This is a genomic window from Streptomyces sp. NPDC058964 (genome assembly GCF_042741275.1).
In the GTDB taxonomy this organism is placed as follows: Bacteria; Actinomycetota; Actinomycetes; order Streptomycetales; family Streptomycetaceae; genus Streptomyces.
Map to the genome: position 1 here is coordinate 43,963 of NZ_JBHYKH010000006.1, position 13,401 is coordinate 57,363.

Sequence of the window (13,401 nt, forward strand, 5' to 3'; positions counted from 1 at the left end):
CACCCATGCCGCCCGGTTCATCTCGCCGTCGGCCGCCGTACATGGCCGAAACCTTGACAACTGCCTTGATCAGGCAGGAGATTGACGCGCGTAGAAGTCGGGGGACAACTGTTCACTGTTTTTCTACGCGTGTCACACTCGCCGCCGCATGTCATGCACGCTCCATGTCCATCCTCGTCCCGGCGCTCATGTTCGCCCCCGGAGGGATTTCCTTGCCGAGCAGGTCTTCCGCGCGTCTCGCCGCGCTCACCGTCGCCGCCGTCTGTTCCGCGGCGTCCACCGTCGCACTCACCTCCCCCGCGCAAGCGGACTCGGTGCGCATCCATGACATCCAGGGCACCACCCGCATATCCCCGTACGCCGGCCAGAAGGTGACGGACGTGCCGGGCATCGTCACGGCCACCCGCGCCTACGGCTCCTCCAAGGGCTTCTGGATGCAGGACGCCACCCCGGACGACAACCCGGCCACCAGCGAGGGCGTGTTCGTCTTCACCAGCTCCACGCCGAAGGTCGTCGTCGGCGACTCCGTGACGGTCACCGGCACGGTCTCCGAGTACGTGCCCGGCGGTGCCTCGTCCGGCAACCAGTCGCTCACCGAGATCACCAAGCCGGCGATCACCACCGTGTCCACGGGCAGCGCGGTCCCGGCCGCCACGGTGATCGACGCCAAGTCGGTCCCGGCCGAGTACACCCCCGCGGGCGACACCGCGGCGAGCGGCTCGGTCAACGCGCTGGCCCTGGACCCGTCGAAGTACGCCCTGGACTACTACGAGTCCCTGGAGGGCATGAACGTCCAGGTCGCCGACACCCGTGTGGTCACCGCCACCGACCCGTACAGCGAGCTGTGGGTGACGGTGAAGCCGCGCGAGCACCGCACCCACCGCGGCGGCACGCTCTACGGCTCCTACGACTCCCAGAACACCGGCCGCCTGCAGATCCAGTCGCTGGGCTCGACCGTCGACTTCCCGAAGGCGAACGTCGGCGACACCATCGAGGGCACCACCACGGGCCCGCTGGACTTCAACCAGTTCGGCGGTTACACCCTGGTCGCGAGCAAGCTCGGCACGCTGAAGAGTGCAGGCCTGCAGCGGGAGACGACCCGCAAGCAGTCGCGCGGCGAGCTGGCCGTGGCCACCTACAACGTCGAGAACCTCGACCCGTCGGACGCCACCTTCGACAAGCACGCCTCCGCGATCGTGAACAACCTGCAGTCGCCGGACATCGTGTCCCTGGAGGAGATCCAGGACAACGACGGCGCCAAGGACGACGGCACGGTCGACGCGAGCGCGACCGTCAACAAGCTGATCGACGCGATCGTCGCGGCCGGCGGCCCGAAGTACGACTGGCGCTCCATCGACCCGGTCAACGACCAGGACGGCGGCGAGCCCGGCGGCAACATCCGCCAGGTGTTCCTGTTCAACCCGGAGCGGGTGTCCTTCACCGACCGCGCGGGCGGCGACTCCACCACCGCGGTCGGCGTCACCAAGGTGCACGGCAAGGCACAGCTGACGGCCTCTCCCGGCCGGGTCGCCCCGGCGGACGACGCCTGGAAGTCCAGCCGCAAGCCGCTGGCCGGCGAGTTCGTCTTCCGTGGCAAGACCGTCTTCGTGATCGCCAACCACCTCAACTCCAAGGGCGGCGACCAGGGGCTGACCTCGCAGTACCAGCCCCCGGTGCGCAGCTCGGAGGTCCAGCGGCACGCCCAGGCGACGCTGGTCAACGCGTTCGTCAAGAGCATCCTGGACGTCCAGAAGAACGCCGACGTCATCGCGCTCGGCGACATGAACGACTTCGACTTCTCCGGCACCGCCGAGATCCTCGAGGGCGACGGCGCGCTGTGGTCGGCGATCAAGTCGCTGCCGAAGAGCGAGCGTTACACCTACGACTACCAGGGCAACCAGCAGGTCCTGGACCAGATCCTGGTCAGCCCGACCATCCGGCGCGGCTGCGACCTCGACTACGACTCCGTGCACATCAACTCGGAGTTCAACGACCAGATCAGCGACCACGACCCGCAGGTGCTGCGGTTCCGCCCGTAGTCCGGGTGCTCAGGACTGGCTGAACACCCCGTTCAGCCAGTCCTGCCAGGCGCTCTCGTTCGCCGCGGCGTCGGCGTCCGGCGCGAAGTCGTGGACGCTGATGCCGAGCGGGGCGCCCCAGTGGCCCCGCCCGAAGAAGCGGATGAGGGCGTCGTCGGTGCGCAGTCCGATGAAGTACGGGTTGCGGTAGTCGACCACCGCGTCCAGGATCCGCCCGCCGGGCCCCCGGGCGCTGACCTTCGTGCCCGCCGCCGTGTCGTCCGCCAGGCCGAGCGCGCGGGCGACGGCGGCCAGTGCCCGCGGGGTCTGCGACGCCCCGGGTCCGTTCAGCTGGGCGAAGGTGACCGGGCGCGGCGCGAAGTGCGTCACGTACTCGCACAGGGTGTGCAGATAGAAGTTGGTGTGCTTGCTCGCGCCGTCGTACTGGTTGTTCCAGTCGTCGGTGAAGACGCCGCTGTGGACGTAGCGCACCCAGGCGCGGCGGCCCTCCTCCCGGGGCTCGATCGTGTAGTCGAGCTGGTTCACGGACTGGGTCGGGAAGCCGACGTCCTCGCTGCGGTTGGTGTAGCGGTGGGGCGGGTCCCAGGCGGTGACGGTGGAGCCGAAGGGCCCCCGGCCGCCCTCCCGGGGCTCGGGCGGGTCCATCGGCCACAGGTAGCCACCGGTACCGGTGGTGATGGCCTCCCACACCTTCTCCGGCGGGGCGTCGACCTCGAACTCACGGACGATCTCGAATTCCTTGGACATGGCGGGCTCCTGCTTACGGGGACGGGGCGTCCAGTTCGGGGGCGGGCTGGTCCTTGACCGTGGGGTGGACGGCGACGACGATCCGGTGGTCCCGGCCGCCCTCCGCGTCGGGGGCGTCGTACTTCCGGATCAGGGCGCTCACGCCCGCCGTCAGCTCCTGGACGAAGGCGGCGCGGTCGACGGCGGAGGCGAAACGGACCTCGCCGTCCAGCGCGTACGTGGCCAGCCGCTTGCGGGCCTTCGTCGCGCCGGTGATCAGCGTCCCGACGTCCCGCACCAGGCGGGCGCCGAGCGCCAGCAGCCAGCGCGCGGAGAGCTGGTCGCGGAAGCGGTCCGGGTCCGGCTGCACGGAGGCGAGCGCGAGCGGTGAGATGACGTACGACGCGGCGGTCGCGCGCATCAGCCGCTCGGTGACATTGCCCTTGCGGCGCTCTCCGGCCAGCTCGACCAGGCCGTGCCGCTCCAGCGCCTTGAGGTGGTAGTTCACCTTCTGCCTGGGCAGGCCCACCTTGCCGGCCAGCATCGCGGCCGACGCCGGCTCGGCGGCCAGCTCGGCGAGCAGTCTGGCCCTTGTGGGGTCCAGGGAGACGGCTGCGGCCTCGGGGTCCTCGATCACGGTCACGTCCAGCATGCGTCCACCGTCTCACCGAAAACTTTTTCTGTCCAGACGAGCAGAGTTTTCGGTGAGACGGTGGCGTGAACGGGGCGAGGCCCCCGGCTGCGCTGTGGTACCGCGGTCCTGGTGCTGCGCCGGCGCTGTGATGCGGCCGGTGCGGGCGGCTCAGTGACGGTCGTGGCGCCTGCGCCGGCGGATGCCCGTCCAGACGATCGCCGCACCCGCGGCCCCGGCGAACAGCACCGGCCGCGGATGCCGCAGGGCGAACCCGAGAGCGGTGCGCACCGGGAGCGGAGCGCGCCGCTCGACGGCACGTTCCGCGTGGGCGGCACGCTCCTGAGCGACCGGCCCCTCCCGGCGCGCCCCGGCCGGCACCGCGGGTCCCCCGTGGGCCGCCTTGTCCTGCATCGCGTGGCCGGCCTGGGCGGCGCTGCCGCGCAGTTGCACGGTCATCGCGCCGGCCTTGTCCTTCAGGTCGGCGGCCCGTGCGCGGGCGCGCTCCCTGAGGTCCGCCTTCGCCGCCAACTCCTCGACGGTGCCGCCGAGTCGGCTCCCGGTCTCCTCGATCTGCTCGCGCAGTCCCTCGGGGCCCTTCACGCCCCGGCCGTGCGGGGTCCTGTCCGTCATCGGTGCGCCCTTTCCCTGATGTCCTCGACGTCGGCCCTGCCGCTGCCCGCGCGGGCAGCGTCTCCGTTCCGGAACATCCGGGTACCCCGAGCGGCCTGCGCTAGCCCCGACCGCCCTGGCCCCTTCCTCCTCCCCCTCCTTCACCGCGCTCGCCGAGCCGGGCCAGCTGGGTCTGGAACCAGTCGAGGCGGGCCTGCAACAGGGCTGCCTCCGCGACGAGTTCGGGCACACCTAGCCCCTCGGGCGGCTCCGGGCCGGCGGCGAGCGCACTCGGCCCGCCGTCCACCACCACGCGCAGACCCTCCCCCGCCAGCCGGGCGAAGGCGGCCGGCGAGAGGGACGTACGGGCACGCACACAGACCGCGCAGGCGGCGGTCAGCGCGCGCCAGCCGGGCCTGCCCCAGCCCGCGTCGGCGAGCGCGGTCGCGCTCGCGCCGCACGCGCACGGGCCGACCGTGGCCGTAAGCACCCTCTGCCGGGCGTAGCGGAAACCGCGCTCGAAGCGGATGTAGGCGCCGAGTACGGAGACCCGGAGCAGCACGGCCGCCCGGTGCTCCGTGGTGCACAGCAGCGCTTCGGCCACCGCGCGGTCGTGCACGCAGTGGAAGCCGCAGTCGCACAGCCGGGCGGGCGGCCGGTGCCGCCGGCCGTAGACGCAGGACGCGTCGTCCACGACTCCGTACGGCAGCGCGCCGCCCAGTGACACACCGGTGAATCCGGCCCGGGTGCCGTCCTGGGACAGCACCGGGTGGGCGATCTTGTATCCGGTCGGCGGCTCCGTCGGGCGTTCCGCGGGGAGCCGCAGCCTCATCGGGCGGCCGGGACCTCTTCGGCAGCGGAGGCCGCGGGTTCACGGACCTCTGCGGGGAGTTCGAGCTCTTCCTCGTGGACGAGCGGCCGCTCTTCCGCGATTCCGGTGGCCAGTGCCTTGCCGAGCTTCATGGCGCCTCCCATGACATGCCGTCGGTGACCGTCCGGCCCATAGTGGCCCATGAGTGGCCGAGTTGGACACAGGGCCTGTGCACCGCATCTCAACTCCGCAGCAACGCTTATCAATATCTCTTAGAAGAATTAAGTGGAGCTTCACCATGGCCGTGCCGAGACTACTCCCATGACGAATCCCGGCGAAACCACCCCTCCCTTCGGGCGCACGCTCTGCGCGATGATCACGCCCTTCACCGAGACGGGCGCGCTCGACCTCGACGGCGCCCGGAAGCTGGCCGACCGGCTGGTGGCCGAGGGCTGCGACGGGCTCGTGCTCAACGGCACGACGGGTGAGTCGCCGACCACGACGGACGCCGAGAAGGCGGAGCTGATCCGGGCCGTCCGGGAGGCCGTCGGCGACCGTGCCTCGATCGTCGCGGGCGTCGGGACCTTCTACACCCGGCACACCGTCGAACTGGCCCTCGCGGCCGAGAAGTCGGGCGCCGACGGGGTGCTGGTGGTGACGCCGTACTACAGCAGGCCGCCGCAGGACGCGCTTCAGGCGCACTTCCGCGAGGTCGCCGACGCGAGCGGCCTGCCCGTGATGCTGTACGACATCCCGGGCCGCACCGGCACGCGTATCGAGCCGGAGACGATGATCCGGCTCGCGGACCATCCGCGGATCGTGGCGGTCAAGGACTGCTCCTACGACCTCCTCGGCACCCAGAAGGTGCTGGCGCGCACGGAGTTGGCGTACTACGCGGGCTGCGACGAGCACGTCCTGGCCCTCTACGCGGTGGGCGGCGCGGGCTGCGTCAGCACGGTCGCCAACGTCGTACCGCGCCACATCGCCGAGATCCTGGAGACGTTCGAGGCGGGCGACACGGGCCGGGCCGCCCGCCTGCAGCAGCGGGCCACCCCGCTCATCGGGGCGGTGACGGACGGCGGCCTGCCGGGCACGGTCACCGCCAAGGCGCTCCTGAACACGCTCGGTCTGCCGGCGGGCCCGGTGCGCGCACCGCTGCGGCCCGCCGGCCGGGAGGCGACCGACGGGCTGCGGGCGGTGTACGAGGAGTTCGTGGCGGTGTGATCAGCGCTCGGCCAGCACGGGCGTCCAGTTCTTCTCGTCCCAAGGGGCTGGGTCACGTACCCCACTGAGCGGTACGGTCTTGTCGCTGCCGATCGTGACCAGCACCAGCCGGGGGCGGTACGCCTCGTCGAGACCCGTGGCCCGCTCCCAGGCGATGAGCCGCCTGTCGTCGGCCCAGGCGAACAGTTCGGCTCCGCGGACCCTGGTGATCTCCTTGCCCGTACGGGGGGTCACGGATCGAGGAGTACGACTTGCCGGGCGCGACCTCCTTCGTCAGGCCGACGGCGGCGAGCCGGCCGTTCGGGGACAGCCGCGCAGCGACGTCGGCCCGCAGATACCTCTCGTTCGCGGGCGCGGCGACCTTGTTGCCCGCGAGGTCGTAGAACTGCCGCATTCCGTCCATGTCTCCGGTGCACGTCGAGTACACCAGCCCGCCGTCGCGGGAGAAGACGAAGTCGTCGCGGCTGGGGACGGAGTTGTCGGACGAGACCACTGCTCCAGGAGACCCGGCCCGTGGTCGTGTCGACGACGGAGAGGCCGGTGCGGCTCGACGAGCGGTACGCCGGCATCCACACCTCCACGTCCTAGCCCTTGGAGTTCATCACCTTCACCTTGTGACGCACGTCGGGGTTCTTGGCATACGTCGTCGCGACGGGCCTGCGCCCGTCTCGCGAGTACGCCAGTCCGCCGACCCGGTGCCCGACGGGGATCCACCGCTCGACCTCCCCCTTGATGAGGTCGAGCAGTCCGATCCGCCGCGTGGGCAGGTTCCGCTCCAGGACCGCGGCGGTCTTCATCCCGGGGGCGACGGCGACGAAGCCCCACCGGGTGTCCTTCTTGTACGTCCCGGTCCTCTGGTCGAGCAGCCAGTAGGTGCGGAGGGCGACGGCCTGGTCGTCCGACTGCTTCTCGAGGTCCTCGGTGTAGTACGCGGCCAGCGCCACCCTCCCCGCGGCGATCATGTCGCGCGGCGGCGTCTGGTCCGGATGGGCGTACACGCCGGCCGAGCCGGTCACCCGGGCGGGCCGTACGTCGCCCCGGCCCGGATCCAGTGGCGGCACCCCGACCGCGATCGCGGCCACGGCTGCCGTGACCGCGGCCGCGGACACGATCCCGCGGGTACGGCGGCGCCTTCGGGCGGCCAGCACCCGGTCGGCGAACCCAGCTCCCGACGGCGGCTCACCGGCGGCCTGCTCGCGAAATGTGTCGCGTACGAGTTCCTCGACGTTCACGGACTCACCTCCACGGGCGAGAAGTCGCGGGACAGTTGCCGCTCGGCGCCGTCCGGGGTGAGCGCGGCCAGCTCGGGCGCGAGGGTGCGCAGCCGGGCCAGGGAGCGGTGGGTGGTGGAGCGTACGGTACCGACGGAGCAGTCCAGCATCCGGGCCACGTCGGCCTCGGGGAGGTCCTCGAAGAAGCGCAGGACCAGCACGGTGCGCTGGCGGGCGGTGAGCCGGGACAGCGCGGCGCGCAGCACCAGGCGCAGCTCGGCGGCGCTCGAGACGTCCGGGGCCGCGCCGCTGTCCGGCGGTTCGGCCACGCTGAGTTCGCGCCTGCGCCACTTCAGACGCCAGCGGCTGATCTGCTGGCGGTAGAGGATCTGCCGTACGTAGGCCTCTGGTTCGTCGATACGGTGCCCCGGCCCGCCGCCTTGAGCAGCGCGTTCTGCATCAGGTCCTCGGCGGCGTGGCGGTCACCGCCGGTCAGCAGCACCGCCGTCTTCAGCAGCGCCGACGAACGGTTGGCCACGAACTCCCGGAGACTCTCCTGCGCATGGGCATCCATCGTCACCTTCGCATCCCTCGGGCCGGCCTTGTGCCCGCGCCCTGCATCCCTTGTGACGCCTACGGAGATCCGCCGCTGTGCCTGGCCGCCGAGAAGAAACTCCCCGGCTCTTCCCGCCCGGGTGCCGTACGTTGTCCCGGTGAGCCGCCCCTTGCTGTTCCTCGACGTCGACGGCCCGCTCAACCCGTACGCGGCGCAGCCGGAGCGGTGCCCCGAGGGTTATACGACGATCGGGGCGGCCCTGCGCCCCGGACGCCCGCTGCGGCTCTGGCTGAACCCCGGACACGGTCCCGCGCTGCTGCGCCTCGGCTACGACCTGTGCTGGGCGACCACGTGGATGGACGCCGCCAACCGCTGGATCGCACCGGTCGTCGGCCTGCCCGAGCTGCCGTACGTCGACTTCGGCGCCGGCCTGCTCGCCTGGCGGCCGGACGAGGTGCACTGGAAGACGGAGGCGATCGTGGCGCACGCGGCGGGCCGCCCGTTCGCCTGGGTGGACGACGAGCAGAGCCCGGCCGACACCGCGTACGTGGAGACGCACCACCCCGGCCCCGCACTGCTGCACCACGTCAACCCGCGCATCGGCCTGCGCGAGCCCGACTTCACCGCACTGGCGGAGTTCGCGGCAGGCCTCCCCGCATGAGCCGAGCGCCCTCCCGCCGGACGACGGGAAAGCGCTCGATACGGAGCCTCGCTCAGTTGTGGCAGGCGCTGATCGGACTCCTGAAGCGGGTGTCGCAGGTTCGAATCCTGCCGGGGCACCAGGGACGACGCTTATCGATCTCGGTCCGGGCTCTTGGCATCTCAGGGGGTTCTGGGTCGGGCCCCGGTCGGCTCACCAGGATGCGCAACGCTCCTGCCAGGAGGAGTACGCCCGCGATCCCGAAGCAGATCCGCATGGTGGTAAGACTTCGCCGGGTCTTTCCGTACGGGGTGCGCACTGCGTCTGCCCAGTCCCAGACCCATACGTCGGCACCGCGGTAACCACAGGCAACCGCCGTGCAGACGCTGACCGCGAGCAGCGGGAGCAGCCCGAGGCGGAACTGGCGGACTGCCGTCCGATCTGCCGATCGGGGGCTTGCCCGCATCTTCTGAGCGCCGGTCCCAGGGCGTCATGATCTACCGATGGATGAGTACGTCTGGCCTACGGGCCCTGAAGTGCCGGCAGCGGACTTGGTGCAGGAGAGCTGGGAGGCAACCGTCGCGGCTGTGCCCGTAGGGGCCCGGATCACCGGCGAGGTCATCGGTCGCCAGCGCTTCGGGGTCTTCATACGTATCGACGGCGTGCCAAACGCCATAGCGCTGGCGGAGATCACGGCCATGCCGCTCGGGATGGACCTCCCGGCCCTTGGAGCCTTCGTCCGTGGGGAGGTCATCTGGCACGCCGCCCACAACCACCAGGTCAAGGTCCGGCTCGATGAGTGGCTGGCAGCCGACGAGTGACCTCGGCTGGGCCTCTCTGGGCCGTCCGAGGCCGCTCAGTGGCGACCGGTGACGACTACTCACGACAGTCGTGGTGAGCGACACCCGCAGGTCACCCAATTGGATCCGCGACCCTGGTGCCACCATGCCCAAGCCCGGAGAACCGGCGGGCCTGAGGCGCGTCAAGCCTACCCGCGTGTTGCACCCGCCCCGCAGATCGCGTTGAGGGGACTGCATCGCGGTTTCGGCCGTGCCTCCTCTGGACTGAGAGCGGTGTACCGACGCGCTGGGAACGGTAGGTTCGAGGCGTGGACCGCGATCAGAGTGCCGGCGGCGGCAGGGAGTTCCAACGGGTATCCGACGAACTCCGTGCCCGGATGACCGACGGTACGTATGCGCGAGGTTCCTTCCTTCCCTCGCAGCGTGACCTGGCCGCGGAGTTCGCGGTCTCCCGGGACGTGGTCCAGCGGGCGTTGCGGGAACTAGTCAGCGAGGGCTGGATCGAGTCGCGGCAGGGCCGTGGGTCACGAGTCGTCAAGACGCAACGTATCCAGTCGTCGACACCCAAGGCCAGCAGGATGCGGCGTGGAATGACGCTGGGGCCGCTCATCGGTGAAGCGTTCGAGCAGCCCGAAGTCACTCTGGACGTCTACACGTTGACCTCCGAATCCCTGGACGCGCACATTCGCCTTCAGGCCGAGCGCATCCACGGCAGCGTGATCGCGCCGCAGCGGATCGCTCTGCGCATGCTGCTGCCCGACAAGTCGCTGCCCCTTCCCTACCCGCGGCTCAGCGACGACAAGGACGACCCCCGCCCCTGGCAGCGGCTGCATGCCATCACGCAGCGGCACACGGACTCCCTGCGCGGCCTGCTGAAGGATCTGCAGATGGAGAGGCCGGTCGGCCACGTCGAGGTAGAGATCCGCCATGCGCCGCTGATCCCCACCTTCAAGCTCTATTTGCTCAATGGGGTCGAAGTCCTGCACGGCATGTACGTAGTGACCGAGCGGCCGATGTCGCTGGATTCGGGCGAGGTCGTTTCGGCCCTCGACGTACTGGGCCTGGGCGCCACGCTGACCCACCATGTGAAGGACGCCGACCCCAGCTCCCCCGGCTCGGTGTTCGTCGACAGCATGCAGGCTTGGTTCGACGCGGTGTGGGATCGGCTGGCTGTACCCGGATAAGAACTGGGCGCCTGACCAGCCACCGGGAAGCGAACCCCCGCAAGGGGAGCAGGGTCTCTCCCCCAACGCGCGAGCGCCCTCCCGGGCCGTCCTCGGGCCGTGGAAGGGCGCTCAACGATGACCAACGCCGGCAACTGCCGACAGCTCAGCAGCAGGTCAGAGCGTTGATCGATGAGGCGGCCGCAGGTCACGGCCGCCATTGATCAGTTGTGGCTGTGCAGGATCTCGTTCAGGCCGCCCCACACCGCGTTGTTCGGGCGGGCCTCGACCGCGCCGGAGACCGAGTTGCGGCGGAAGAGGATGTTGGAGGCGCCGTTGAGCTCGCGGGCCTTGACGATCTGGCCGTCGGGCATGGTGACCCGGGTGCCGGCGGTGACGTACAGGCCGGCCTCGACCACGCACTCGTCGCCGAGCGCGATGCCCACGCCCGCCTCGGCGCCGACCAGGCAGCGCTCGCCGATGGAGATGATCACGTTGCCGCCGCCGGAGAGCGTGCCCATCGTCGAGGCGCCGCCGCCGATGTCCGAGCCGTCGCCGACCACGACGCCCGCGGAGATACGACCCTCGACCATGGAGGTGCCGAGCGTGCCCGCGTTGAAGTTCACGAAACCCTCGTGCATGACCGTGGTGCCCTCGGCGAGGTGCGCGCCCAGCCGGACCCGGTCGGCGTCGGCGATACGGACGCCCTTCGGGGCGACGTAGTCCGTCATGCGCGGGAACTTGTCGATCGAGGTGACCTGGAGGTGCAGGCCCTCGGCGCGGGCGTTCAGCCGCACCTTCTCGATGTCGTCGACGGCGACCGGGCCGAGCGAGGTCCAGGCGACGTTGGCGAGGAAGCCGAACATGCCCTCCAGGCTCTGCCCGTGCGGCTTGACCAGCCGGTGCGAGAGCAGGTGCAGACGCAGGTAGACGTCGTGCGCGTCGACCGGCTTGGCGTCGAGGGAGGAGATGACCGTGCGGACCGCTACCACCTCGACGTTGCGGCGGGCGTCCGGGCCGATCGCCTTGGCCGCGCCCTCGCCGAGCAGTTCCACGGCCTTCTCGGCGGAGAGCGACTCGGTGCCGGCGGGACCGGGCTCGTCGACGAGTTCGGGGGCGGGGAACCAGGTGTCGAGGACGGTGCCGTCGGCGGCGATCGTGGCGAGGCCGGCGGCCACTGCGCCGGTGGTGCGGGGAGCGTTCGTGTCGGTCATGAGGGAAAACTAACGCGAGGCGGGTCGTGCGGGCGAACCGGTGTGCAGGGCGTCTCAGGTGCCGGTCGGCACGGTCCGCCCGGAGCCGGTCACGGAACCACCCGTGCCAGCACCTCGCGGGCGAACCCCTCGTCGTAGTCCGCCCCCGTCAGCAGCACCTGCAGACAGATCCCGTCCATCAGGGCGAGCAGCGCCCGTGCGGTCACCGCGTCCGTGCGGGCGGCCAGCCGCTGCGCCGTCTCCTCGGTCCACTCCGCGGCGACCGGCCGCAGGGCGGGGCGCCGCAGAGCCGCCAGATACAGCTCGTACTCCAGCTCTACGCCCGTGCGGTCGCCGCCCAGCCACTCTCCCAGGACGCGCGCGAGGCCCGCCGCCAGATCGCTCCCGGGGTCCTCCAGCACGGGGCTTGCGGCGAGCGCCTTGGCGAAGCCCTCGTTCGCCTGACGCAGGGCGGCGACCATCAGCTCGTCGAGGGTCGCGAAGTGGTACGTCGTGGAACCCAGCGGAACGTCCGCCTCTGCGGCGACGGAACGGTGGCTCAGCCCGGCGATGCCCTTCGCCCCGACGACCCGGATCGCCGCGTCGATGATCCGCTGCCGCCGCTCGGGGTCGTAGCGCCGGGGCATCAGTGCGCCCCGCCCAGGTTGAGGACGACCACGCCCGCGACGATCAGCAGGATTCCGGCGACCTTGGTCGCGCTCAGGCCCTCGCCGAACAGCGTCAGGCCGATCACCGCGATGGTCGCCGTGCCGACGCCGGCCCAGATCGCGTACGCGGTGCCGATCGAGACGGACTTCAGGGTCTGGGCGAGCAGGGCGAAGGAGACCACGTAGCCGAGGGCGGTCAGCAGCGAGGGCCACAACCGGGTGAAACCGCCGCTGTACTTCATCGCGGTCGTGGCGGCCACCTCCGCCGCGATGGCTCCGGAGAGCAAGAGGTATCCCATGTGTACAAGCGTACATAACAAGCGCCGTCATGGAGCCCTCCCGGAGAGGCCGGATCGCGCGCGGCGCCCGGAAGTCCGGGGACTGCCCCTCGGGTTGGGGGCGGTGGGCGATCTTGCGTCGCCGCCCGCCGTCCGCCGGGTTCGACTCGCGCGGCGGTGCCGGACGGCCGGCCGCTCGCGGGCCGGCGCGAGGCGCTCGGCTTGGCGCCGCGCTCGGGCCGGCCGGTCGCCCGACCAGGCCGCGCGGAGACCGATCCGAGTCGACGCCGGCCAGCGCTTGAGTGTCCGCACAGCCCGGCACGCACCGCACGAGCATGTTCAAGTTTCATAGAAATCGCTCACCGAAACGGGCCCCGGCAACCCCCCGGCTCCACTAGAGTTCCACCACTCGATCACCTCATCCCCACATCCCCGGCCGCCGCCCTGGGCGCCGCTGGAGGAAACCTCGCATGCCAGAAACCACCCCCCACCCCTCCGGGAAGCAGCCTTGGGAGACCGGCTGGCTGCCGGACACCTCCCGGGCCCCCGGAACCCGAAGACTCTGGCTGGCCGGCGGGCTGGCCATGGCCACGATCGTCGCCTGTGCGGCCGCGATCGTGGTGAACCACGAGAACCCTGACGCCGCGGCGGCCCCGGTGCCGTCCGAGTCGGCCACGGACGACGGACCGGGACTGCTCTCCTTCGCCTCCCCGTCGTCGGGTACGACCGCCGAGCCCAAGGGCAGGGCGGGCATGCCGTCGGTCGCGCCCGACCGGACCCAGGCGTGCGGCCCGCCCCCGCGCGGGCGGGCCCGGGGCGCGCGCCCCGCCGCCGCCGCCCCCGCCCCAA

15 protein-coding genes and 2 pseudogenes are annotated in these 13,401 nt (G+C 71.2%); 6 read left to right on the forward strand and 11 right to left on the reverse strand.

Annotation, left to right across the window (positions count from 1 at the left end):
• The first annotated feature begins 212 nt into the window (after window positions 1-212).
• Window positions 213-2,039 carry an endonuclease/exonuclease/phosphatase family protein gene (locus ACFW2E_RS01540; RefSeq protein WP_384459672.1) on the forward strand — a complete coding sequence of 609 codons (1,827 nt, stop codon included), beginning with the start codon at window positions 213-215 and terminating at the stop codon, window positions 2,037-2,039.
• A gap of 9 nt (window positions 2,040-2,048) precedes the next feature.
• Here ACFW2E_RS01540 and ACFW2E_RS01545 read toward each other — a convergent pair whose 3' ends face one another.
• From ACFW2E_RS01545 to ACFW2E_RS01565, 5 genes are all read right to left on the reverse strand, one after another.
• Window positions 2,049-2,786, reverse strand: coding sequence for an SRPBCC domain-containing protein (locus tag ACFW2E_RS01545; RefSeq protein WP_384459621.1), 738 nt, complete (start codon window positions 2,784-2,786; stop codon window positions 2,049-2,051).
• Between the two features lie 13 nt (window positions 2,787-2,799).
• The gene (locus ACFW2E_RS01550; protein ID WP_384459624.1) at window positions 2,800-3,417 is read right to left on the reverse strand and encodes an ArsR/SmtB family transcription factor; all 618 of its coding nucleotides are present in this window, start codon (window positions 3,415-3,417) and stop codon (window positions 2,800-2,802) included.
• 150 nt (window positions 3,418-3,567) lie between these two features.
• Window positions 3,568-4,029: a DUF3618 domain-containing protein gene (locus ACFW2E_RS01555; RefSeq protein ID WP_384459627.1), complete on the reverse strand. Its 462-nt coding sequence runs from the start codon at window positions 4,027-4,029 to the stop codon at window positions 3,568-3,570.
• Between the two features lie 100 nt (window positions 4,030-4,129).
• Window positions 4,130-4,840, reverse strand: coding sequence for a hypothetical protein (locus ACFW2E_RS01560; RefSeq protein ID WP_384459630.1), 711 nt, complete (start codon window positions 4,838-4,840; stop codon window positions 4,130-4,132).
• Window positions 4,837-4,971: a hypothetical protein gene (locus ACFW2E_RS01565; RefSeq protein WP_384459633.1), complete on the reverse strand. Its 135-nt coding sequence runs from the start codon at window positions 4,969-4,971 to the stop codon at window positions 4,837-4,839. The genes ACFW2E_RS01560 and ACFW2E_RS01565 overlap by 4 nt, the downstream gene beginning before the upstream one ends.
• Window positions 4,972-5,140: 169 nt before the next feature.
• On the opposite strand from ACFW2E_RS01565, the gene dapA reads away from it, so the two are divergent.
• A complete protein-coding gene (gene dapA / locus ACFW2E_RS01570; RefSeq protein ID WP_384459636.1) occupies window positions 5,141-6,043 on the forward strand; it encodes a 4-hydroxy-tetrahydrodipicolinate synthase in 903 nt (300 codons plus the stop codon).
• Here dapA and ACFW2E_RS01575 read toward each other — a convergent pair whose 3' ends face one another.
• From ACFW2E_RS01575 to ACFW2E_RS01585, 3 genes and pseudogenes are all read right to left on the reverse strand, one after another.
• Window positions 6,044-6,277: a hypothetical protein gene (locus tag ACFW2E_RS01575; protein ID WP_384459639.1), complete on the reverse strand. Its 234-nt coding sequence runs from the start codon at window positions 6,275-6,277 to the stop codon at window positions 6,044-6,046.
• 350 nt (window positions 6,278-6,627) lie between these two features.
• Entirely contained in the window at window positions 6,628-7,275 is a 648-nt protein-coding gene (locus ACFW2E_RS01580; protein WP_384459642.1) for a hypothetical protein, read from the reverse strand.
• Window positions 7,272-7,828: pseudogene (locus tag ACFW2E_RS01585) on the reverse strand (SigE family RNA polymerase sigma factor). Before ACFW2E_RS01585 ends, ACFW2E_RS01580 begins: the two are co-directional and overlap by 4 nt.
• A 139-nt stretch (window positions 7,829-7,967) precedes the next feature.
• Here ACFW2E_RS01585 and ACFW2E_RS01590 point away from each other — a divergent pair.
• The 3 genes from ACFW2E_RS01590 to ACFW2E_RS01600 all read left to right on the forward strand — a co-directional run bounded on the left by ACFW2E_RS01590 (window position 7,968) and on the right by ACFW2E_RS01600 (window position 10,434).
• Complete coding sequence (locus ACFW2E_RS01590) at window positions 7,968-8,471, forward strand: hypothetical protein (protein ID WP_384459645.1); 504 nt, start codon at window positions 7,968-7,970, stop codon at window positions 8,469-8,471.
• Between the two features lie 482 nt (window positions 8,472-8,953).
• A complete protein-coding gene (locus ACFW2E_RS01595) occupies window positions 8,954-9,271 on the forward strand; it encodes a hypothetical protein (RefSeq protein WP_384459648.1) in 318 nt (105 codons plus the stop codon).
• A gap of 287 nt (window positions 9,272-9,558) precedes the next feature.
• Window positions 9,559-10,434 carry a winged helix-turn-helix domain-containing protein gene (locus ACFW2E_RS01600; protein ID WP_384459651.1) on the forward strand — a complete coding sequence of 292 codons (876 nt, stop codon included), beginning with the start codon at window positions 9,559-9,561 and terminating at the stop codon, window positions 10,432-10,434.
• 203 nt (window positions 10,435-10,637) lie between these two features.
• Here ACFW2E_RS01600 and dapD read toward each other — a convergent pair whose 3' ends face one another.
• The 3 genes from dapD to ACFW2E_RS01615 all read right to left on the reverse strand — a co-directional run bounded on the left by dapD (window position 10,638) and on the right by ACFW2E_RS01615 (window position 12,573).
• A complete protein-coding gene (gene dapD, locus ACFW2E_RS01605; RefSeq protein WP_384459654.1) occupies window positions 10,638-11,627 on the reverse strand; it encodes a 2,3,4,5-tetrahydropyridine-2,6-dicarboxylate N-succinyltransferase in 990 nt (329 codons plus the stop codon).
• A gap of 89 nt (window positions 11,628-11,716) precedes the next feature.
• On the reverse strand, window positions 11,717-12,253 hold the full coding sequence (locus ACFW2E_RS01610; RefSeq protein ID WP_384459657.1) for a TetR/AcrR family transcriptional regulator: 537 nt from the start codon (window positions 12,251-12,253) through the stop codon (window positions 11,717-11,719).
• Window positions 12,253-12,573 (reverse strand): DMT family transporter, encoded by a 321-nt coding sequence (locus tag ACFW2E_RS01615; RefSeq protein WP_384459660.1) that lies wholly within the window; start codon window positions 12,571-12,573, stop codon window positions 12,253-12,255. Before ACFW2E_RS01615 ends, ACFW2E_RS01610 begins: the two co-directional genes overlap by 1 nt.
• 449 nt (window positions 12,574-13,022) lie before the next feature.
• On the opposite strand from ACFW2E_RS01615, the pseudogene ACFW2E_RS01620 reads away from it, so the two are divergent.
• Window positions 13,023-13,401 (forward strand): annotated as a pseudogene (locus ACFW2E_RS01620) (alpha-L-arabinofuranosidase); the annotation flags it as partial.